Source organism: Brevibacillus sp. FIR094, assembly GCF_050477165.1.
Taxonomy (GTDB): domain Bacteria; phylum Bacillota; class Bacilli; order Brevibacillales; family Brevibacillaceae; genus Brevibacillus.
The window spans coordinates 12,564-33,372 of the sequence record NZ_JBEAES010000045.1 but is presented as its reverse complement, the minus strand read 5'-3'; the positions used below and the strand labels follow the sequence as shown (position 1 = coordinate 33,372).

The window sequence follows — 20,809 nt, the reverse complement described above, 5'->3', positions numbered from 1 at the left end:
GATTTTCTCTAAGAGAGAATCGGCTTTTTGATGTTGATAGGATAAATGGGCTACTTGGCTGTATGGCTAACCGTCATTTGTTTACTAACAAGCACCATGATGATCGCCAATAGCAAGAAGTAGATTGGCATGGTGACGAGCGAGCCAGTATGAAAATAACTCATGCCGCTGGTGATAAGACTGACGACGATGTAGTAACCCAAACCAAAAATAGCGCCAGCAGTCCCGAGTACATCGCTGTACTGGACAAGGGCTAAACTCAGGCAGTTTGGAATCATGATCCCAATCCCCAGCAAAAGAGTAAAGATAGAGGCTACCATGATCGCCATCGAGAAAATGGACGGACTCACTCCATACAAAGTGAAGCTTGTGAGGCATACTGCCCCTAATATCGTCACCAGTGAGCCGATTAGGATAATGTTCTCAGCCGGGTATTTCGTTAGCAGTTTTTTCGAGAGCATGGCTCCGATCACAGAAGCCAACGCTACGAAAATACCCAAAAACCCAAACCCACCAGGTGTCATGCCGAAAAACGCAATGAAAATAAAGGGAGCTTCGGCATAGTAACTGAACAACATGCCATTTGTCGCTCCGATTAAGAATCCAAAAGCCCAAATCCTTTTGTCCGTAACAAGTCGTTTGGCTACAGCAAGTGTGCTTATGCTTGAAGCTGTAGACATTTTGGTCTCAGGCAACGATACAAACGCGTAAGCAAAGATCGCTACGCTCATCGCAATCAGTGTGAAAAAAACAGCCTGATATCCAAACGATTGATCCACCCAACCACCAATTAATGGGCCAATTGCAGGCGTAAAAGCGAGAGCAGCTGAAATCTGAGCAAAAACAACATGACGCTTAGTGGTGTCAGTACTCTCTCGCAAGATGGTTTGGGTTACCACCGATCCTGCACTCGCACCGAAGGCTTGAATGAAGCGGCTCCATAACAACCAATCAGCCGAATCGGAGAGATAGCATCCAAAGCTGCCCAAACCGTAAATAAATATTCCCCAGAGCATGGCAGGGCGTCTACCGATAGTGTCAGAAAGTCTTCCCCAGCAAAATACACCAAAGGCAAAACCGAGGAAGTAAATACTGAGTGTCAGTTGGATCGTATTGTTACTGGCATGGAGACTATTGGCGATATCAGGTAACGAAGGTGTATAGATCGTTTCACTAATTTGCGGAAAACCCACCAGGATCATTAACAGTAACAAAGATGGTGTTGAGATTTTTCTATTCACTTGTACATTCCCCCTATATTCCGAAAATCTCAAACAGCGTAGGAGGGAGATTACGGGATTGGGGGTTTACATTTGATCAGTCTGGAAAATGAAAGCATATTGTCACCTTACATAAGTAATAGGGGGAATTTTTTCAATAGAATAGCATTCGTCTGGAATCGGTGACAAGTCATTTTCGTCTGTGGTCTACTCGCACTTTTCTCTTTTCCCTCGATGTAGAGCTGTACGGAAGCTGCTTCCACAGCCGCAGGTTGCGACTGCATTCGGATTTTGGATCGTAAATCCACCCATCATCCCTGTTTCTTTGTAATCGATTTCGACGCCATCGACATACGGATAGCTTTCCGGATTGACGACCAGCTTCACACCATCAATATCGATTGTGGTGTCGCCTTCTTGATAGATATCATCAAAACCGAGTCCATAGGTCATCCCGGAGCACCCTCCGTCCTTTACGCCAAAACGAATGAAGAGAGAAGAGCTTTCTTGTTCGAGCATATTTTGAATGCGAGTGACCGCAGCTTCGCTAATTTGAATCATCGTGAGACCTCCCTTTTTGATGCTTACCGTTCACCTACGATCACAACCTCAGGAACAAGGTGAATGCCTGATTGGCTGTGAACTTTTTCCTGTATCTGACTCATGAGTGTCCATACATCAAGTGCGGTGGCATTACCGGTATTCATAATAAAATTAGCATGCTTGATCGATACTTCCGCGCCTCCGTATCGCATGCCCTTTAGGCCAGCTTCTTCAATGAGCTTTGCAGCAAAATGGCCTGGCGGGTTTCTGAATACACTCCCCGCGCAGTCAAACGGCAGAGGCTGTGTTTTTAAACGTTTTTCCTTATATTGGTTCCACTGGAGCTTGATGCTCTCGCTGTCGCGCGGGGTCAGCTTAAAAATAGCTTCCGTGATAATGACATCAGTATCTTGCAAGGAAGAGTGGCGATAAGAATAATCCAAATCTACAGCACGCAAGGAGTGAATGGTTCCTGTTTGTGTGATCACTTCAGCTGAATGGAAAATGTCCGATATATCCGATCCGTTCGCCCCTGCATTCATATACACAGCGCCCCCGACAGACCCGGGTATTCCTCCTGCGAACTCCAAGCCACTGAGCCTGTGCTTGTTTGCCAATGCTGCCAGCTTGATCAAGGAGTAGGCGGCCCCTGCGTAAATCTGATTGTCGACGATTCGAGCATAGTCCAAAGCCTTGTTTAATTTAATGACCGCGCCACGATACCCCTTGTCTGTGACTAAAAGGTTGGAGCCCTTTCCTATCACCATCCATGGGATATGATGTTCATTCAGTATTTGTAGGACCAAGATCAGTTGGGATTTACTACTCGGTGTAATCAGTAAATCCGCAGGTCCGCCAATTTTCCAGGTAGTATGTGCCGCTAAAGGCTCCTGGTAAGTCACATCGACCTGTCTTTCACGGAGAAGCGAGAATACAGGTTTCATACGTTTCACCTATCCTTCTTGGAAAAAAACACCTTGCACTGCAACTACAGTATATGCACAATTTTATATATATTCAACTAAAATGTTTAATAAATTGCAGTTGCGTAGACCTCACGATGAGCAAAGAATGTCACTTTATAAACATGTTTGTTGAATTAGTTATACAAAGGACATATACTGTGAGCGTATCGTTCTTTTCCAATAAAGGGGCGAAGAGAAAATGGAGAGATATAGACATCTATCAACACGTGAATACATTCTATTGTTGTTGAAAAGGGAAGGAGAGCTCAGCACAAAGGATTTGCAAAACAGGCTAGAGCTCACAAAGGTAGCTGTCAGCAGGCAAATGATCTACTTGGAAAAAGACGGTTATGTTGTGTGCAGAGTAGGTCGTCAAAAAGCAGGCAGACCGATGCACTACTATTCGTTAACACAGCAAGGTAACGAACAATTTCCGAATGATTACGGGCAATTAGCCGTGGATTTGATGGAGCATATCGTGCTTGCAGACGGGGAAGACCGAGTGGATCAATTTTTCGCAAGGCAGCAAGAGAAGATTATCCAGAAATACGAGGCCCAAATGGAAGGAAAAGAGCTATCTGAAAAGGTGGCAGAGATGGCACGCATCCAAGATGAGAACGGATTTATGGCGAGATGGGAACAGGTAAGCGATGAGGAATTTGTGATCACGCAACACAATTGTCCATATTTTAAAGTAGCAGATCGGTATCAGATGATCTGTACAAGAGAGCTTAATTGTTACCGAGCGTTACTTCAGACGAGCGTAGAACGGACGGAATGCGTGGCAATCGGCGGAAAGAAATGTGTCTATCAGATCTATTCTACGCAATCGTAGCTACAAAGCATCATCACGGCAGATGAAACGGCAAATGGGAGGGAACGAAAACAATGACCAACTCGAATCCATGGGATGCTGACTGGGAAGTATCTGAACCATTGGCACGCGCACTCATCCACAGTCAGTTTCCACAGCTATCTTCTATGCCCATCAAGCTTATCGGCTATGGTTGGGATAACGTGGTCTTTCGAGTGGGGGACGAATATGTTTTTCGTTTTCCCAGGCGGAATGTCGCTGTTGAATTGATCAAAAAGGAAGGGGTGCTGCTGCCAATGCTTGCGGCATTCCTGACGATACCGTATCCGAAGCCAGTTTTTTATGGGGAACCAAACAGCGACTATCCATTCCCTTTTTTGGGGTATACGTATGTACCGGGTACGTTTCCAAGAGGCTTGACCGACGAGCAGCGTGCTTCATCGGTAGTGGAACTTGCGACGTTTTTAAAAAGTTTGCACGCGTTTCCATTCCAGCGTGCCCGCGAGAACGGGATCGAACAGGATCACAGGAACCTCCTGGACATTGCGCAGAGAAAAGAAAAGATGCAGACGTTCTTGTCTACCTTAGCTGTACATATTTCTGCAGAGGATCGGGATGCGATCGCGAATTATTTAGGGCAAGTCGTGATAGACCGAATAAGTCCGCGTGAAGTGCTTCTGCATGGAGACTTGCATGTGAAAAATATGCTGGTAGATGAAGCTGGGCATATAGCAGGCATCATTGACTGGGGAGATCTCAATGTGGGTCACCCGGGAGCGGATTTAAATGTGGCCTACAGCTTTTTACCGCCACAAGCCCGCCAGCCTTTTTTTCATGCGTATGGAGAAGTGGATGAAGAGACAAAAATATTGGCCAAGATGATGGCGGTGTACATTCCGATGCTGCTCTGGATGCAAGCCATTGATCACAATGACGAAGAAGTGGCAGAGGAAGCAAGAATGACGATAAGGCGAGCACTTGCTGACGAATAGGGCATCGGTAAAATGTTTCGGGGGACAAGCTGCTTAAGCTTATCCCCCGATTTTTTTATCCAATTCCTAACTCTTCCATTTTTCGATACAGAGTGCTTCGCGCAATTCCTAGCTTTTTGGCTGCAGCGCTGATGGACGGAGCTTGTGTGATGGCTTGCTGGATCGTCTGTCGCTCTAATTCGCGCAATAACGGCAAAGGTTCACCGGAACCTTCTTGCGGTCCATATTGCTGCTGCCATTCGCTCGGAAGATGGTGAGAGGTGACCCACGAATCACCGTACGCATGTAAAAAGGCTCTCTCCATGATATTGCGCAGCTCACGAATATTTCCGGGCCATGAATGCTGCTGCAAGATCGCAAGGACAGATTCACAGATACTTGTCGGACCGCCAGCGTATTGGGTATGAAGCTGTTGGAGGAACTCGTCAGCCAAGGTTGCAATGTCTTCCTTGCGTTCGCGGAGGGAAGGGATGCGTATTTGCAGGACATTGAGCCTGTAGTAAAGGTCTGCACGAAACTGTCCATTCCGTACCTCTTCCTCTATGGAACGATTGGTGGCAGCGATAATCCGAATGTCCAATGGCTTTTCTTCGTGAGAGCCCAATCTCGTCACTTTGCGTTCTTCGAGGACGCGTAGCAATAGCACTTGAAGCTCCATGCTCATTTCCCCGATTTCATCGAGAAAGAGCGTTCCTCCATTTGCTGCTTCAAATTTTCCCGATTGCCCTCCTTTTTTTGCTCCAGTAAAAGCTCCTTCCGTATATCCAAATAGCTCACTCGCGATCAGTTCACGCGGAAGTGCTGCGATATTGACTGCAAGAAAAGGACCGTCTTTTCGCGAACTGGACGAGTGGATGGCACGTGCCAGGACTTCTTTGCCACAGCCTGTTTCTCCGAGCAATAACGTGTTTGATAGAGAATGTGCAGCGATATGCGCTGTATGTAATTGGGCTTGATAGAGGGGACTCTTTGTATGAATCTCTGAAAACGAGTAACTGCTAACGGTCTTTGACAAGGCTGACGTGCATGGGCGAATAAGAAAGAGGCGATACCACGTCTTTTCCCCCAGATCGAGTTCCTCCAAGTACCAATTGGTTAAGCGTTCTTGCTCCCAATCCGCCTCGAGAACAAGGCCTTCCAATAACGAAAATCGTTCTTGTGCCCGCTTGTTAGCAAAAAGTACGACGCGCTCTTCACTGAGTACGATTAGGTATTCTTGACTGTTTTCGGCCCATGCGAAAAGAAGACTCTTCCAATTGGGAACAGAATGAGAGGCATGTCTGAGAGGTGGAATCATAGGATCAGTTTGGAGTGCGGAAGAACGTCGCGTAGTGGAAAGGCATAGCGGGAAAAGCGGCAAAGAGCCATTTTGTAGCAAATGGATTAGCTCATCTCTAATCAAAGAAAATTCGTATGGTGAAAGATTCGCAGAGGCTTTTAATTGCTGATAGAAAGATTGAAAGACAGCATGAGAGATCGCACGATGATGGGGACGCTCGATTATGGAGGAAGAATTGAAAGACGAGAGCAGCATGCCGGCTTCAAAAATCGTTCTCGCATCCTTTCTTGGCTATAGTTTGTCTGTTCGATCATGGGACAGGTGTCCGACAAGGGAGCAGGGAAACAAACGACACACAATGACGAAAGTGATACAAGAGAGGAGGGGCTTTTCCGGTCAAAGACAGATCAACTGTATGACCTGTTTTGCGACAAGCTCTTTTTATTAAGTATACAGGAGAAAATAGCCAAAAGAATCGGTATCATCAAATTTTTGTCGGGACCAGCAAGCATTGGCATGTCATTTGCTTCTTTTTGTGTATGTACGGCATACGCAATTTTGAACAAGTGAGGGGGAAGCAGCATGCCAGAAGTATTATTTCGAGTTGACTTGAACAAGCCGATGGAGGAGCAGGATACACCTGGTCACAACAGATGGCACCCAGACATTCCAGCTACAGTCTCCGTGAATCCAGGAGCTGTTTTCCGCATGGAATGTAAGGACTGGACGGACGGGCAGATCGCTAACAACGATGACCCTTCCGACATTCGCGATGTCAATCTCAATCGTGTCCATGTGCTCAGTGGACCTGTCTGGGTGAATGGAGCAGAGCCAGGCGACCTCTTGGTTGTCGATATTCTCGATATCGGGGCACTCCCACAATCGGAATGGGGCTTTAACGGGATTTTTGCCAAAGAAAACGGCGGGAGCTTTCTCGTCGATCATTATTCGCAAGCAGCCAAGTCGATCTGGGATTTCCACGGCATTTACACGAGCTCTCGCCATTTGCCGGGAGTCAAATTTGCTGGCATTCTTCATCCAGGCTTGATCGGTACGGCACCGTCCCATCAGCTACTGGATCGCTGGAATCGAAGAGAGAGCGACCTCGTAGCGACAAATCCTGAGCGAATGCCGCCACTCGCGAATTTGCCGACCTCGCACAGTGCCGTGTTGGGCAGTCTAAAAGGAGCCGAGTTTGATCGGATTGCCAGAGAAGCGGCTCGAACGGTCCCTCCTCGCGAGCATGGCGGAAACTGCGATATTAAAAACTTGTCCAAAGGCACTCGCATCTACTTCCCGGTTTATGTAAATGGAGCGAAGCTGTCCATGGGCGATTTGCATTTTTCACAAGGAGACGGAGAAGTGACCTTCTGCGGCGGAATTGAAATGGCTGGTTGGCTGGATCTTCATGTGGACGTAATCAAGGGCGGGATGGCGAAGTATAACATCGTGAACAACCCTGTATTCAAACCGGGTCCAGTAGAGCCTCGCTATACAGAATACCTCGTTTTCGAAGGAATTTCCGTCCATGAGACGACAGGGCAGCAGCTGTACATGGATGCGCATGTCGCTTACCGCAATGCATGTCTGAATGCCATCGAGTATTTGAAAACAGCGATGGGTTTCACAGGAGAGCAGGCCTACATGCTGCTGGGTACGGCCCCGGTGGAGGGGAGAATTGCGGGGATCGTCGATATTCCGAACGCGTGCTGCACCTTGTCTATCCCGACAAGCATTTTTGATCGAGATATTTTGCCGAAGTAGCCAAGAAAAAGACCCCGAAAGAAGGAGCCAAATACGATGCCGAGATACGATTACATGTGTGAGGAATGTGGTCCATTTGTTCAGTGGCTGAAGATGAGCGAGTTGATAGAGAGTGTTGCTTGCCCCGATTGCCAACAGCTGTCAAAGCGTTTGTATGCTGCACCAGGATTGATCATGACACCGCAAGCGCTACGCCAACGGATCGAGCGTGGGGTGGAACCGAAAATTGTACGGAAACAATCGCATTCCCATGAAGGAGCAGGGTGCAGCCATAGCCACGGTAGTCAGGCACATCGGGGACATACCCACAGCCGTGGAGGTAAACGCCCTTGGATGGTAAGGCATTAAACGGTATTGATGAAAAGGGCGTTCATTCAGTCTCCAGCTGTCTGAATAAACGCCTCTTTGCTTTTACCGTAGATATCCTCCGTTATTGATGTCAAAAGTCGCTCCGGTGTAGTGTTTGGACTTCTCCGACAGCAGGAAAACAACGGTATCCGCCACGTCCGCAGGCAATACAGGGCTGTCGATGAGGCCATGAGCAAGATATTCTGCCCGACGCCACTCTGGAATGGTGTCCATCATCGACGTAGCAACCATGGTGGGTGCTACCGCATTGACCCGGATGTAGGGAGAGAAGTTCATCGCGCAGCTTTTCGTCAAGCCGAGAATCGCCGCCTTCGAGGCTCCATAGACTGCATCCGAGCTGCCCTCGATTCCGGATACAGAGGACAGGTTGACGATCGTTCCACGTTTTTTGGCAGGAAAAAGGAGCTTCCCGAACATCTGTGAGAAATAAATGTAACCTTTTATGTTAATCGCGAGCACTTTTTCAATCGTTTCGAAGTCGTAGTCCAGTATGTTTTTCGCTAGGTAAATGCCGGCGTTATTGACAAGACTGGTACAATCCGCATGCTCTGCCTCGATATGCGCAAAAAAAGCCGCGACCTCCTCGTAATGGCTAACATCCAAACGATATGTAAGCAGTGTGTCTGCTTGATCCATCTCTTCTTCCAGTGCGAGCAAGGCTTCCTGATTGAGGTCACACGCGATAACAGCGGCCCCTTCTTGCAGGCATTGCGTTACTACTTCTTTCCCGATCCCAGAAGCTGCTCCCGTTACAATTACTTTTTGATTGCTCAGCATATCTGTACCTCTTTCTGTTTGTGTTTTAGTAGAAACATAGGTAGAAAATATGAAATGCTTTATTCAAATATAAGATCGTTTGGAAATATTTGTCTACAAGGTGGAGATATTGATGTTACTAGCGATTCCACGAGCAGAGATTCTTGCGCGGCAGCAAGCTTATGTATTACCCAAGTGATTTGAAGTATTTGAGTCATGTGAATAGCTTAAGTCGAAAGAGAAAACGTCGAGTGGTCATTTTGATGATCATTTGGCGTTTTTTTGCTTTTTCTCAATCAAGTGCAATTGCAGTTTTGTCAGGTCTCTCGTACAATTGGTGAGAATTGTTATCAATGGTTTGCTACTTCATGATGTAAGAGGAGTTAGTAATGGGAAAAACAGACAAATATCGTGATCCGAATGTCATCACTGTAAATGATGTACAAGTTTTGTCCATTTCAAAAGAATGGAAACTTGTAGAAGCGAGAGATAGAAGCGAACAAATAATTATTTTGGTAATAGAGGGCAGGGCGTCGTTTCGTTTGGATAAGACAGGAGGGATGCTTAACCAGGGAGATTTCATGGTCATATCTCCAGAGGATTTGCAGGAAGGGCTAGCGCTTTTGCCCATTACGGAGAACATCTATGTTTGTTACGTGGCGCTTTTTGCTGCTCATGCCAGAAAAGAAAGGGATGGCTGGCTCATAAATGAAGTGATGCTACCGATTCAGGGGAAGCACCATATCGAAACTATCTCCTTGATTCACCATCACATCGAACAATTACATCTGGCATGGCGAAAAGATCACTTCGATCAGCCAACCATGCAAATTCTTTTTTTGAAGCTATGGCAAGCTATTATGGCTGGAATCACGCTGCAAGAGAAGAAAACAGATCGTCAGCAACTTCTTCAAGGGATCGCTGAGCATATGGAGCAGCATTGTGAGGAGACTTTTCAGATCGAGGAGATGGCTCGCTACTCAGGAATGACGCCGACCCTTTTCTATCAGCAGTTTAAGGAGTACACCTCGCTCACTCCCTTGCAATTTATCAATCGGAAACGAATGGAGAAGGCCTGTCAGCTTCTGGTGGCGGAGGACGTGATGATTCCTGAGGTAGCTACTGAAGTGGGCTATCGGGATGTGTACTATTTCAGTCGGATGTTTAAAAAGATCGTTGGCGTTCCCCCGTATCGCTTCAAGAAATCGTTACAAAAGAAAATCGCCGTACTCCATCCAGCAATCATCGGTGATCTGCTCGCATTGGGGGTCTCGATCCAACATCTGATCCCTGTTTGGGAAAAGCATCGGCAAAAGAGACCGTACTCCCAGATGGAAGCAGCCACGCTGGAATTTGACTTGTACCGTCTGCACCAGATGGAGCCGGATTTGATTGTCGGTACAGATCAGGTTGCACCTTGGTTTGAACAATTGAAAGCCATTGCACCGACTTTGCTCATTCCTTTCAAAACAACGACCTGGCGGGATCATTTGCAGCAGGTAGCTACCATGCTGGGAATTGCAGAAGTGGCGACGAGTTGGCTCTATTATTATGATCTGAAAGCAGCTGCAGCCCGCGAGCGTATCCGCAAAAAAATTGGGAATGAAACCGTTATGGCAGTGAGGGCTTGGGATGGTGGAGCCCGAATCTTTGGTGCGAGAAGGCGAAAAATTTCCGATATTTTGTACGGAGACCTCCAGGTAAGACCCCCAGTGGGAACAGATCATTTTGCCTTTCTGGATATCGTGAGCCTGGATGAGCTTCATGATTTTCAGGCCGATCATATTCTGCTTTTTGATGAAAGGAAAATTCGAACAGATGTACGGAAGCATCGTTTGAAAGGGAATGTACATCGAGCTGGGGTATATCCTTGGCTGCATTATTCCGCACTCGGCCATGAGCAAGCTATCACAGAGGCGCTCACGCATCTAGCAGAGTCACAGGAATGTACAAAAAAGGAATCAGGTTCTTCAATTTTCTTGTGTCCACAAGTTTGTGATAATGATTGAGAATGAGTATCACTATTGTTGGAGGGAACGAGATGGAGTCACCATTGTATCCGATTGCACAAGCGATCCGTGACCGTAGAACCATAAAGAAATTCAAGCCAGACCCGATTCCACTGGAACTATTTCGTGAATTGCTCGATGTAGCCGTCTGGGCACCTAACCACGGACTACGCGAGCCTTGGCGATTCGTTCTGTATATGGAGGAAGGCAAGCGGGTTGTCGTCGATGCCATACTACAAAACGCCATGAAAAAAAGAGATCCGGAATTACTCTTACGCGTCCCGGCGTATCTATTCGTTATCGTAAATGAAGACCCCCGACAAAGAGAACGGGAAGAGGACTATGCGGCAGCCTGCACTTTGATTCAAAACTTTCAGCTAGCGGCGTGGGAGCGGGGATTGGGCGTCGTTTGGAAAACGGAACCGTTCACGTATCAAGCGGGATTTTTGCAAGCGGTTGGGGTACGTGCGGAGGAAAAGCTCGTAGGAATGCTTCAGCTTGGCTTTCCGGAGGTCATCCCCGAAGCACGAGCGAGAACGGCTGCAAACGACAAGCTGACTGTGATTCATTCGAACGTTGTTCTGGAGGATAAGAAGGGAAATGTCACTGTCACAGCCGATCGCTAAAAATGCTTCGCTTCGTACCAGGCCGTGGATGGCGACCGTGTTGATTGTTGCGGGGATTTGCGCCATCTTGTTCGGGCTAGGTTCATCCATTATCACGGGAGTGGCTAATATCTCGTTTGTCACCGTTTGGAACTCGATTTTTCACTATGATTCTAGCAACGAGCATCACGTCATTATTCAAACACTGCGAATGCCGCGTGCCTTGGCAGGAGCGCTGGTAGGAGCCGCTTTTGCCGTAGCGGGAGCCATCATGCAAGGAGTCACGAGAAATCCGATTGCCGATACGGGCTTGATGGGCATTAATGCAGGGGCTGGATTCGTGCTCGTACTCATTTTTGCTTTTGCACCAGGACTCCCTTTTGAGTCTATTATTCTCTTTTCTTTTATGGGAGCGGGTGTGGGGGTAGGGCTTGTTTATGGACTGGCCTATTTTTCCAAAAACGGTTTGACACCTTTACGACTCGCGTTGGCGGGAGCAGTCGTCAGCTCACTCCTATCAGGTATTAGTCAGGCGATTTCCCTCCTCTTTCAGATCAACTACGATCTGGCATTCTGGTCAGCAGGGGGGATCTCTACAGCGGAGTGGTTTCAAGTATCCGTCATGATGCCGTGGATTGTGGGAGGAATCATTGTGGCAATGATCCTTTCTCGCTCCATAACTATTTTGAGTCTGGGAGAAGAGATCGCAGCGGGACTCGGACAAAAGACCAGGTTGGTGAAGGGTTTGGCGGCGGTTGTTGTCATGGTGCTGGCGGGTGCTTCGGTCTCAACAGTTGGTGGTGTTGGGTTTGTCGGTCTTGTCGTCCCACACATCGTCCGTTTTCTGGTCGGGGTTGATTACCGCTGGATTATTCCTTGCTCGGCAGTCATGGGAGGGGTTTTGGTTGTTTTTGCAGACATTGGAGCCAAAATGATAGCGATGCCTTACGAGACACCGCTTGGCGCCATTATCGCTGTTATCGGAGTCCCATTCTTCCTGTACCTGGCCCGTAAGGAAAGGAGGGAGTGGTAGTAGACATCGATCTATTTTCCCAAAAAAGAAAAAGCCGAAGTGTCCGACTGATCCTCCTTTTCGCGGTACTTTTGCTTGTCGGTTTTGTCCTGAGCTTGAATACTGGACCGTACAGCATTGGGCCCTTCGAGGTGTTGCAGACGTTGCTGGGGGAGGGGTCGAAAAAACAGAATCTCGTGTTGTTTGAGCTGCGACTTCCTCGTATGGTGATTGCGGTTATGATCGGGGCTGGGCTGGCTGTTTCGGGAGCGATCCTGCAGGGAATCTCTCGCAATGGTCTGTCTGACCCCGGCATTCTTGGAATTAGTTCAGGTGCTGGACTGGCCGTATTGTTGTTCGTCTCCTTATATCCCGCGACGAACATGGCTCCGCCTTTTTTGATGCCGTTTCTCGCACTCATCGGTGCCACTGCCACAGCAGCCATAATCTATCTGCTTGCATACAAGAAGGGCCACGGCATATCTCCTACCCGTCTCTTGCTTACAGGGATTGCAGTTGGGGCGGGACTTAGCGCCATCAGCATCATTTTGACACTCCAGTTGAATCCGCGAAACCTCGAGTTTGTCGTCACTTGGCAAATGGGATCGTTGTGGGGTTCCAATTGGAAGTTCGTGTTGGCACTTTTGCCGTGGATAGTGATCCTGCTGCCGTACGTGTATCGGAAAACAAATGTGCTGAACCTGCTCAGTATGAACGAACAAATTGCAGCAAGTCTGGGCGTATCTCTTCAACGGGAGCGACTGGCCTTGATGGCGGGAGCCGTTGCTCTGGCTGCATCGAGTGTAGCGACAGGCGGAGGGATAGGGTTTATCGGTTTGCTTGGCCCGCATATCGCGCGCAGATTGGTCGGACCCCAGCATCAATACATGCTGCCCATTACGGCGCTCGTCGGTTCATTGCTCGTATTGGCCGGGGATACGATAGGGCGAAGCATCATGCCGGCTACGGAAGTACCAGCGGGTATTGTCATTTCCCTCATTGGGGGGCCTTATTTTCTGTATTTGTTGATCCGGACAAAAGGGTAAGACACGTTTGAAATCAGGAAGATGAAAAAAGGAGTTCAATCGATATGAAAAAGAAATTATCAGGCATTCTGTCGGTAATCATAGCCACAGCCGTCGTGGCGGGGTGCGGAGCAGGACAGGCGACTACAGACACAAACGCTACCAATAAAGCGCAAACGGCTGAGGCGGGAGCAGCACAAGCCGATACAAAAGGGACAAGGGAGCCTGTATTTCCTCGAACCATCAAGCATACGATGGGGGAAGTCACACTGGAGAAAAAGCCGGAGCGTGTCGCTTCTGTCGATATCATGGGAACAGATTACTTCCTCGTGCTTGATTTTGCTCCGATTGTATCGGAAGGCTTTGAGTCGACGAAAAGTAAGTCACCCATTTTTGCGAAGTATGCGGAAGGGAAAACGGTGAAAGATCTGGGTGGAAAAACGAATTTGGAGACTTTGTTGGAGATGGACCCAGAAGTAATTGTCATGACAAGTACGGGAAAAGGCTCCAGATTTGAGGAATTCAACAAAATGGCTGATTCCATCGTCATTGATTTCTCAGTAGATGCACCCACCCGTCTCATGAAAATAGCTGAAGTGATTGGCAAAGAAGAAAAGGCGAAGCAAGTTTTGGCGGATTTTGATAGGCTGAAAAACGAAGCCAAAGCAGCAGCAGACAAGCATAAAGGAGAAACGGCGCTATTCCTCGTTTCCAATGGTAAGGATTTTACGGTGATGCATCCTAACAACTTCCCGATGTACTATGGGGAAGTGGGACTAACACCGATAGCAGGATTGCCCGAGGATGGCAAGATTGGGGGGCGTATCGGAATCGAGGCGTTGAGTGAGCTCGCACCCGATCATATCTTTATTGCTGAGAACCGCCGTTCGGCAAAAGCGGAGGAGCCGGAAGGGTTGATTCATATTTGGAAGGATCATCCTGTCTGGAAAAACCTCAAAGCAGTGAAAAACAACCAGGTTTACACGATGGATACACTCGCAGGCGATACGTTCTTCCTGGGAGAAATCGCTGGATTGGAAGCCATTAAGAACAATCTGGGAAAATAGAAAATACGGATATAAAGAAGCACTCTACCAGATTAGTAGAGTGCCTTTTTTCATTTCCGATTGTCTGATTCCGTATAGGCATAAGAGATAGCTTGGGTTGCTTGTGTAGTTAATTGGATACGTGCTGGGTTTTTCACTTCCAAGGTCATAACGGACATGACGACCGTTTGCATGGTGACGAAAAAGTAGATTCAAAAAAAGATGTTTTTCAAAAGTGGTGATTCCACGAAAAAATCGTTTCTCCTTCTCATGTAAGAAAAAATAGAAAGTAGTTAGAAACGATATGTATTACACTGCCATTCACGCTCTCTTTCGTATGTCATCGAGTCGGCTGTTGTCCTCTCGATTGCTTTTATTATACGGATAAAAGCAGAAAGCACGCAAAAGCGCGGTTGTTTCATTTGCGTCGATTTACAGCCGGAATGGATCGTTTTTGCCAGTAGAAAACACTCGCTCTTTTTGTTAATCGCTGTGACTCACCGGCAATCATGAATTCTGTGAGAGGTCTCATCTATTTTCTCATCAATTTCTAATCTCTCTCTTTTTTTTCCTTCATCTGTCCTTTTTATGATAAAGGAGATCAAACAAAACCAGTCGAAAAAAGGAGCGAGATCATATGAAAAAAGTAGTCATGACCATGGTAGGAGCACTGATTGTAGGGAGCCTCAGCGTAACAGCCTTTGCACATAGCAACCAATATTACAGCGTACCGCAAAAGAACACTTCTACCGTGTACCTGCAAATCGACGATGATGTGAAAAACACCTGGGCAAAGCTCGTGCGCATCACGCCTGAAAAAGCACTGAAAAAAGTTCGGGATACACAGTCTGGCGTTATCACTGAATGGAAATTGGATGACGAGGATGGTTTTCTCGTATACAAAGCAGAGATCAAAAACAAGCATCAAGAATTTGACGTATACGTCGATGCAATGACTGGTGAGGTGTGGCAAACAGTTGATCACGATGACGACGATGATCATGACGACGACAACGACGATCAGTGGAACAAACAACAAGTGAAAATCAGTGTAGAGCAAGCGAAAAAGATCGCTTTGGCTAAAGTGAACGGCACCATCAAATCCATCAAGCTGGATGAAGACGATAATCACTATGTGTATGAAGTGGAAGTGAAAACGGCAAAAGGACAGGAAGTAGATTTGGAGATTTCCGCTACAACAGGTGCTGTACTGGATGTAGACTGGGACGATTAATCGATTCCGCTATCTTTCTCAACCGACCCTTTAATCTGTAGAGGGTCGGTTTTTTTGTGCCAGGGCCTCTAAAAATTCCAGCGCTTCTTGAGCCGTAGGTATCTTTCGGACATTCTCATCGGCAAACGGTTGTGCTTGCGGATATTGTGTAGAAGCAATCAGTTTTGCGGCTGCCTCTACGTCATAGGGTGTAAAGCGATGTTCATAGCTGTCACCATCAAGCAGTAACCAGTATGCACCTGGTTTGTCGGCAAACGGCATGCCCACACTTCCAGCATTGAGAATACGTAGATCGCTAAGGCGACGTTCAAATTGGACGTGTGTATGACCACAGATGACCGTTCGTTGCTGTGTTCCCTCAAAGAAAGTGGCAACGACTGCATCCGATGTAAGAGGAGTGAAAATATCTTCATCATTGGTGGGAATGGCGTGGCAGAATAGTACGTCTTCGAAATCTTCACGTTTTAACGTGTAAGTAAGTGGGAGTTGCGCCAGAAAGTCACGATGAGAGCGACTCAATTGCTCCGCAACCCATGACGTGATTTCCCGCACAGAATCGGACATTTCCAAGTCCAGAGCCTCACCGTCAAAAGTGAGGACGACTTCACGATCACCATTACCACGGATGAATTGCACAGGTGTATCCAATTGGAAGAGCATTTCAAGTGTTTGGACGGGCATTGGACCTGAGATGATATCCCCTCCGATGATAATAAGATCAGGCTTCACAACTTCGAGTTCTGCCAATATTGCATGTAGGGCAGGTACATTCCCGTGAATGTCATACAAAGCTGCCACTCTCATTTCACTTCGCCTCCCATTTATTTCCGAATGATCTTCAAAACCTTATTTCCAACGATCGAGTTTGAACCTATAATGTATCTTGGGCATATCCTCTAAGCTATGGTATAATTTTGACGCCAAATTACGATTAAGGAGTATGGATGATGGAAAAAAAATTAATCTTCGGTCATAAAAATCCAGACACAGATTCCATTTGTTCAGCGCTTGTGTACGCTGACTTGAAAACAAAACTGGGCGCGAATGTAGAGCCTGTACGCCTGGGTGTAATCAGCAGCGAAACAGCATTTGTGTTGGATTACTTCCAAGTAAAAGAGCCGCGCCTCGTAGAAACAGTGGCGAATGAAGTAAATGAAGTTATCCTTGTAGACCACAATGAGCGCCAACAAAGCGCGAATGATATTGAGCAAGTGCAAGTGGTAGAAGTGATCGACCATCACCGTATTGCGAACTTTGAGACGAGCAATCCTCTCTACTTCCGTGCAGAGCCGGTTGGATGCACCACAACCATTTTGAAGAAAATGTACAAAGAAAACGGCGTAGACATTCCAAAAAAGATGGCGGGCTTGATGCTTTCCGCGATCATTTCGGATACACTGCTGTTGAAATCCCCAACTTGCACGGAGCAAGATGTAGCCGCAGCACACGAGCTGGCTGAAATCGCGGGTGTTGATTTGCAAGCATACGGTCTGGAAATGCTCAAAGCGGGGGCAGACCTGAGCGACAAAACAATCGCACAACTGCTCACATTGGATGCAAAAGAGTTCCAAATGGGCAATGCGAAAGTAGAAATCGCGCAAGTAAATGCGGTGGACGTAAATGATGTCCTTGCACGCCAAAGCGAACTGGAAGCGGCTATGAATGCAAACATCGCTGAAAAAGGTTTGGACTTGTTCGTGTTTGTTGTAACGGATATCTTGAATAACGATTCTGTTGCGATTGCTCTTGGCAGCGCAACTCAAGCAGTAGAAAAAGCGTACCAAGTAACATTGGTGGACAACAAAGCTGTTCTGAAGGGCGTTGTCTCCCGTAAAAAGCAAATCGTACCGATATTGACTGATACATTCCAAGCGCTGTAAGAAATAAGAATGGCTGCCCATGCACAAGTTGCGGGCAGCCTTTTTCTATGTTTACATTCCTTGGCTAGGGTTGTTGTGCATCTGGAACAAGGTTTGCTGGTTATAAGCATCGTCACTGTAATGGGTGATGGCATGTTTATCTCTCGCTTTGAGACTGAGTAGCCCTGTTAATCCCCATCCGGCACCGAGCATGGCTACAATGAAACCGAAGACATAGAGCATCTTAAGTCCCCCCTTGTATGGCTTTCTCTATATTTTAGCAAATTATGCAAATAGAGTAACGCTAATCTTTTTATGAAAATGTGTTTGACATTGACGGTCCGTAAATGTGTACGATCAATTTGTCAGGAGGAATGAACATGGAATATACGGTGCAAAAGCTAGGACTCCTGGCGGGTGTCAGCACCCGGACGCTCCGATACTACGATGAAATTGAACTTCTCAAGCCGGCGAGAGTCAATTCGTCAGGGTATCGCATTTACGGACAGCAAGAGGTTGATCGATTGCAGCAAATCCTTTTTTACCGCGAGCTGGGTGTGAGCTTGGAGGAAATTAGGGAGATCCTGGATTCACCAACCTTTGATGCTGACCTGGCACTACGGGAGCACCGCGAGAAGCTCCTGGAAAGGCGAGCGCAATTGGATGCGTTAATCGCCAATGTCGATTTGACATTAGCACAAAGAGAGGGGACCAAAACGATGAGTGACAAACAAAAATTTGAAGGCTTCAAGCAAAAGCTGATTGACGACAACGAGGCCCAGTACGGAGAAGAAATTCGCTCAAAATATGGAAGTGACCAGGTGGACAAATCCAATCAGAAAATCAAAGGAATGACCGAGCAGGAGTACGCTGCACTTGAGCAGTTGAATGAAAAACTGCATGAGACGTTGGCACAGGCTTTTGCGACGGGAGATCCTGCTCATGAGCTTGCCCAAAAAGCAGCCGATCTTCACCGTCAATGGCTTAGTTTTTATTGGGACAGCTACAGTAAAGATGCGCACGCAAGTGTTGCCCAGATGTACGTCGAAGACCCGCGCTTTACCGCTTACTATGACAAGGAACAGCCTGGTGTAGCCGAGTTTCTGAGAGATGCAGTGGTCATTTATACGAGTAAGTAAAGAGATTTCAAAAAAAGAAGCTGCGAGTAGGGCAGCTTCTTTGCGTTTTACTTTTAGTTGTCCCCTCCTACTGCGGGGAAAAGCTTTTGTCCCAATGGGGTTGGCAATCCATCCATGCTTACTACGTTGTTTTCCTTTTGATAATCAAGCAGTTCTGTCTCGTCTTTAGCCAAGGTCCATTTCTGAAGGGTGTCGCGTTCTTTTGTATAGAAATAGAAGGGGATAGCCCAGCCGCAAGAGGTCTTTACTTCCATTATGTTGACGGTAATGATTTGACGAGCACCGGGCAGAAGCGGGAAGTCTTTTACGAGCTCATCCCACCGAGGCGTATCTGGGAGAATAACCGTTCCTTTGCCGAAAAGGCGCATGATGAGAGGGGGGCCTTCAAACGCACAGAACATGAGAGTTATCCTGCCATTTTCCTGCAGATGAGCGCTGGTTTCGTTCCCACTTCCAGTCAGGTCTAAATAGGCGACCTCGGTAGGCGATAATATGCGAAAAGAATCGTACCCTTTCGGTGAAAGATTCACGTGACCATCTGTGTCCATAGGAGCAGAGGCAACAAAGAACATCTGTTGCTTCTTGATAAACTTCTCATGCTCAGGTCGTAATTCAGAAAAAAGTTGACCCATTTTAGCACCCCTCCAGCTAATGGAATTGTTTTTGCTGCCCTTAGATTACCATGAAAATATGAAGATTTTGTGTGACTTATCCCCAATCCGTTCGAAATAGATGGTAAAGTGTAAATATTCACGCAACAAAATAACAACACGAGACTTTTGAAAAGGAGGAGTATTTACATGCAATCAACAGAGCCAATTTATTTAGGGGAACGCATTCATTTAATAGACGGTTTCGATATGGGCTGGGCGGAACGTACGGGGACGTATGTGATCGCGGAAGAGGAGCTCACGTTGGTAGAAACAGGGCCAAGCCCCTCCGTCCCATACATCAAGGCCGGTCTCGCCAAGCTCGGTTATACGCCCGAACAAGTAAAATACATCATCGTGACGCACATTCACTTGGATCATGCAGGAGGAGTAGGACTGTTTCTGAAGGATTGTCCAAACGCAAAGGTCGTTGTCCACCCGAAAGGTGCACGTCATCTCATAGATCCGAGCCGACTGATCGCAGGCGCGAGAGCGGTGTATCATGATGATTTTGATCGATTGTTTGATCCGATTGAGGCTGTTCTCGAAGAGCGGATTTTGATTCGCGGAGACGGGGATACACTAAAGATCGGAGAGAATTGCGCATTGGAGTTTCTCGATTCCCCAGGTCACGCCAATCATCACTTCAGCATCTACGATCCAGTAAGCCGCGGCATGTTTACAGGTGATACGGCAGGTGTGCTCTATCCACAGCTAAAAAAGGATGGCATACACCTCGTGCTGCCATCTACTTCGCCGAATCAGTTTGACCCGGATGCCATGTTAGCGTCTCTAAGCCGTTTTGAAGCGTGCAAGCTGAGTCGGATTTACTTTGGTCATTTTGGGATGTCAGAGCAGGCAGATGACGTGTACCACCAAATACGCGAGTGGCTCCCCGTGTTTGTGGCGGAAGGAGAGACAGCGCTAGCTGCTGGACAAACATATGATGAGCTGTCTCGCACTTTATTTGAACGAGTTACTGATCATCTACAGTCACAAGGAATCAGCAGTGACCACGAAGTTTTCGATGTACTCAAGCTCGATTTGCAAGTATGCTCCATGGGTATCTTAGATTATTTGCACAAACGAGGGGTATAGTCTGCCAAAAGCGTTACATTTGCCTGAACCTTTTGTTCAGGCGTTTTTCATTTTTAGCAGGCAAGAAAGTATTGGCTTATGTGTTTGTCATTCTTTTTTCATTCAAGGAATGCTATGATGTAGGATGAGTCATGGACTGTGACAATTTCAAACGTAACAGCAAATAGGTGCCTCTTCTTTTTAACGAAAAGATCGGGTGAAAAGGGAAGTCGGTGAAAATCCGACGCGGTCCCGCCACTGTAATTCGGCTCGTTCCTCAGCCGTAAGCCAGGAGACCTGCCTGTTTGTTTTAGTGCCTGTTGCCTTCGCGGAAAGGATCGGCCTATTTCAGGAAGCAGACCATCTTTGTCTGTTTGCCCTGAGGTGCCGACCCTTTGATTTCCGAATGGAAGCAAGGGTCGATTTTTTTATTGGAAGGAACAGTCAATCA

At 47.1% G+C, this 20,809-nt stretch carries 21 protein-coding genes and 1 riboswitch; of the genes, 13 read left to right on the top strand and 8 right to left on the bottom strand.

What is annotated here, in order from left to right:
* Positions 1-50: 50 nt before the first annotated feature.
* From ACQ5DJ_RS26750 to murB, 3 genes are all read right to left on the bottom strand, one after another.
* Positions 51-1,241 (bottom strand): multidrug effflux MFS transporter, encoded by a 1,191-nt coding sequence (locus ACQ5DJ_RS26750; protein ID WP_429845082.1) that lies wholly within the window; start codon positions 1,239-1,241, stop codon positions 51-53.
* 186 nt (positions 1,242-1,427) lie between these two features.
* Positions 1,428-1,781, bottom strand: coding sequence for a HesB/IscA family protein (locus tag ACQ5DJ_RS26745; protein WP_376897661.1), 354 nt, complete (start codon positions 1,779-1,781; stop codon positions 1,428-1,430).
* Between the two features lie 23 nt (positions 1,782-1,804).
* Positions 1,805-2,707, bottom strand: a complete 903-nt coding sequence (murB, locus tag ACQ5DJ_RS26740; protein ID WP_429845091.1) for a UDP-N-acetylmuramate dehydrogenase — start codon at positions 2,705-2,707, stop codon at positions 1,805-1,807.
* 220 nt (positions 2,708-2,927) lie between these two features.
* On the opposite strand from murB, the gene ACQ5DJ_RS26735 reads away from it, so the two are divergent.
* On the top strand, positions 2,928-3,563 hold the full coding sequence (locus ACQ5DJ_RS26735) for a helix-turn-helix transcriptional regulator (RefSeq protein WP_429845081.1): 636 nt from the start codon (positions 2,928-2,930) through the stop codon (positions 3,561-3,563).
* Between the two features lie 53 nt (positions 3,564-3,616).
* On the top strand, positions 3,617-4,534 hold the full coding sequence (locus ACQ5DJ_RS26730) for a phosphotransferase (RefSeq protein ID WP_429845080.1): 918 nt from the start codon (positions 3,617-3,619) through the stop codon (positions 4,532-4,534).
* A gap of 55 nt (positions 4,535-4,589) precedes the next feature.
* Here the strand turns inward: ACQ5DJ_RS26730 and ACQ5DJ_RS26725 are convergent, their stop codons facing one another.
* On the bottom strand, positions 4,590-5,912 hold the full coding sequence (locus ACQ5DJ_RS26725) for a sigma-54 interaction domain-containing protein (RefSeq protein ID WP_429845079.1): 1,323 nt from the start codon (positions 5,910-5,912) through the stop codon (positions 4,590-4,592).
* A 483-nt stretch (positions 5,913-6,395) separates the two neighbouring features.
* Between ACQ5DJ_RS26725 and fmdA the strand changes: the two genes are divergently transcribed.
* Positions 6,396-7,577 carry a formamidase gene (fmdA, locus tag ACQ5DJ_RS26720; protein ID WP_429845078.1) on the top strand — a complete coding sequence of 394 codons (1,182 nt, stop codon included), beginning with the start codon at positions 6,396-6,398 and terminating at the stop codon, positions 7,575-7,577.
* A 36-nt stretch (positions 7,578-7,613) separates the two neighbouring features.
* Complete coding sequence (locus ACQ5DJ_RS26715) at positions 7,614-7,925, top strand: FmdB family zinc ribbon protein (RefSeq protein WP_429845077.1); 312 nt, start codon at positions 7,614-7,616, stop codon at positions 7,923-7,925.
* Between the two features lie 63 nt (positions 7,926-7,988).
* Here the strand turns inward: ACQ5DJ_RS26715 and ACQ5DJ_RS26710 are convergent, their stop codons facing one another.
* Positions 7,989-8,723: an SDR family NAD(P)-dependent oxidoreductase gene (locus ACQ5DJ_RS26710; protein ID WP_429845076.1), complete on the bottom strand. Its 735-nt coding sequence runs from the start codon at positions 8,721-8,723 to the stop codon at positions 7,989-7,991.
* 368 nt (positions 8,724-9,091) lie between these two features.
* Between ACQ5DJ_RS26710 and ACQ5DJ_RS26705 the strand changes: the two genes are divergently transcribed.
* From ACQ5DJ_RS26705 to ACQ5DJ_RS26680, 6 genes are all read left to right on the top strand, one after another.
* Positions 9,092-10,711 carry an AraC family transcriptional regulator gene (locus ACQ5DJ_RS26705; RefSeq protein WP_429845075.1) on the top strand — a complete coding sequence of 540 codons (1,620 nt, stop codon included), beginning with the start codon at positions 9,092-9,094 and terminating at the stop codon, positions 10,709-10,711.
* A gap of 32 nt (positions 10,712-10,743) precedes the next feature.
* Positions 10,744-11,337, top strand: coding sequence for a nitroreductase family protein (locus tag ACQ5DJ_RS26700; RefSeq protein ID WP_429845074.1), 594 nt, complete (start codon positions 10,744-10,746; stop codon positions 11,335-11,337).
* Complete coding sequence (locus ACQ5DJ_RS26695) at positions 11,312-12,349, top strand: FecCD family ABC transporter permease (protein WP_429845073.1); 1,038 nt, start codon at positions 11,312-11,314, stop codon at positions 12,347-12,349. Before ACQ5DJ_RS26700 ends, ACQ5DJ_RS26695 begins: the two co-directional genes overlap by 26 nt.
* Positions 12,343-13,374, top strand: coding sequence for a FecCD family ABC transporter permease (locus ACQ5DJ_RS26690; RefSeq protein ID WP_429845072.1), 1,032 nt, complete (start codon positions 12,343-12,345; stop codon positions 13,372-13,374). Before ACQ5DJ_RS26695 ends, ACQ5DJ_RS26690 begins: the two co-directional genes overlap by 7 nt.
* A gap of 44 nt (positions 13,375-13,418) precedes the next feature.
* A complete protein-coding gene (locus tag ACQ5DJ_RS26685; protein ID WP_429845071.1) occupies positions 13,419-14,420 on the top strand; it encodes an ABC transporter substrate-binding protein in 1,002 nt (333 codons plus the stop codon).
* 616 nt (positions 14,421-15,036) lie between these two features.
* Positions 15,037-15,633 (top strand): PepSY domain-containing protein, encoded by a 597-nt coding sequence (locus ACQ5DJ_RS26680; RefSeq protein WP_429845070.1) that lies wholly within the window; start codon positions 15,037-15,039, stop codon positions 15,631-15,633.
* Between the two features lie 30 nt (positions 15,634-15,663).
* Here ACQ5DJ_RS26680 and ACQ5DJ_RS26675 read toward each other — a convergent pair whose 3' ends face one another.
* Positions 15,664-16,437 carry a metallophosphoesterase family protein gene (locus ACQ5DJ_RS26675; RefSeq protein WP_429845069.1) on the bottom strand — a complete coding sequence of 258 codons (774 nt, stop codon included), beginning with the start codon at positions 16,435-16,437 and terminating at the stop codon, positions 15,664-15,666.
* Between the two features lie 143 nt (positions 16,438-16,580).
* Here ACQ5DJ_RS26675 and ACQ5DJ_RS26670 point away from each other — a divergent pair, with 143 nt between their 5' ends.
* Positions 16,581-17,513: a manganese-dependent inorganic pyrophosphatase gene (locus tag ACQ5DJ_RS26670; RefSeq protein WP_429845090.1), complete on the top strand. Its 933-nt coding sequence runs from the start codon at positions 16,581-16,583 to the stop codon at positions 17,511-17,513.
* A gap of 51 nt (positions 17,514-17,564) precedes the next feature.
* Here the strand turns inward: ACQ5DJ_RS26670 and ACQ5DJ_RS26665 are convergent, their stop codons facing one another.
* Entirely contained in the window at positions 17,565-17,735 is a 171-nt protein-coding gene (locus ACQ5DJ_RS26665; protein WP_429845068.1) for a hypothetical protein, read from the bottom strand.
* Positions 17,736-17,872: 137 nt separating this feature from the next.
* Here ACQ5DJ_RS26665 and ACQ5DJ_RS26660 point away from each other — a divergent pair, with 137 nt between their 5' ends.
* Entirely contained in the window at positions 17,873-18,631 is a 759-nt protein-coding gene (locus ACQ5DJ_RS26660) for a MerR family transcriptional regulator (protein ID WP_429845067.1), read from the top strand.
* A gap of 53 nt (positions 18,632-18,684) precedes the next feature.
* On the opposite strand, the gene ACQ5DJ_RS26655 is transcribed toward ACQ5DJ_RS26660, so the two are convergent.
* Positions 18,685-19,263 carry a pyridoxamine 5'-phosphate oxidase family protein gene (locus ACQ5DJ_RS26655; protein ID WP_429845066.1) on the bottom strand — a complete coding sequence of 193 codons (579 nt, stop codon included), beginning with the start codon at positions 19,261-19,263 and terminating at the stop codon, positions 18,685-18,687.
* A 168-nt stretch (positions 19,264-19,431) separates the two neighbouring features.
* On the opposite strand from ACQ5DJ_RS26655, the gene ACQ5DJ_RS26650 reads away from it, so the two are divergent.
* Entirely contained in the window at positions 19,432-20,379 is a 948-nt protein-coding gene (locus tag ACQ5DJ_RS26650; protein WP_429845065.1) for an MBL fold metallo-hydrolase, read from the top strand.
* A gap of 148 nt (positions 20,380-20,527) precedes the next feature.
* Positions 20,528-20,677: riboswitch (cobalamin riboswitch) on the top strand.
* Positions 20,678-20,809: the final 132 nt, after the last annotated feature.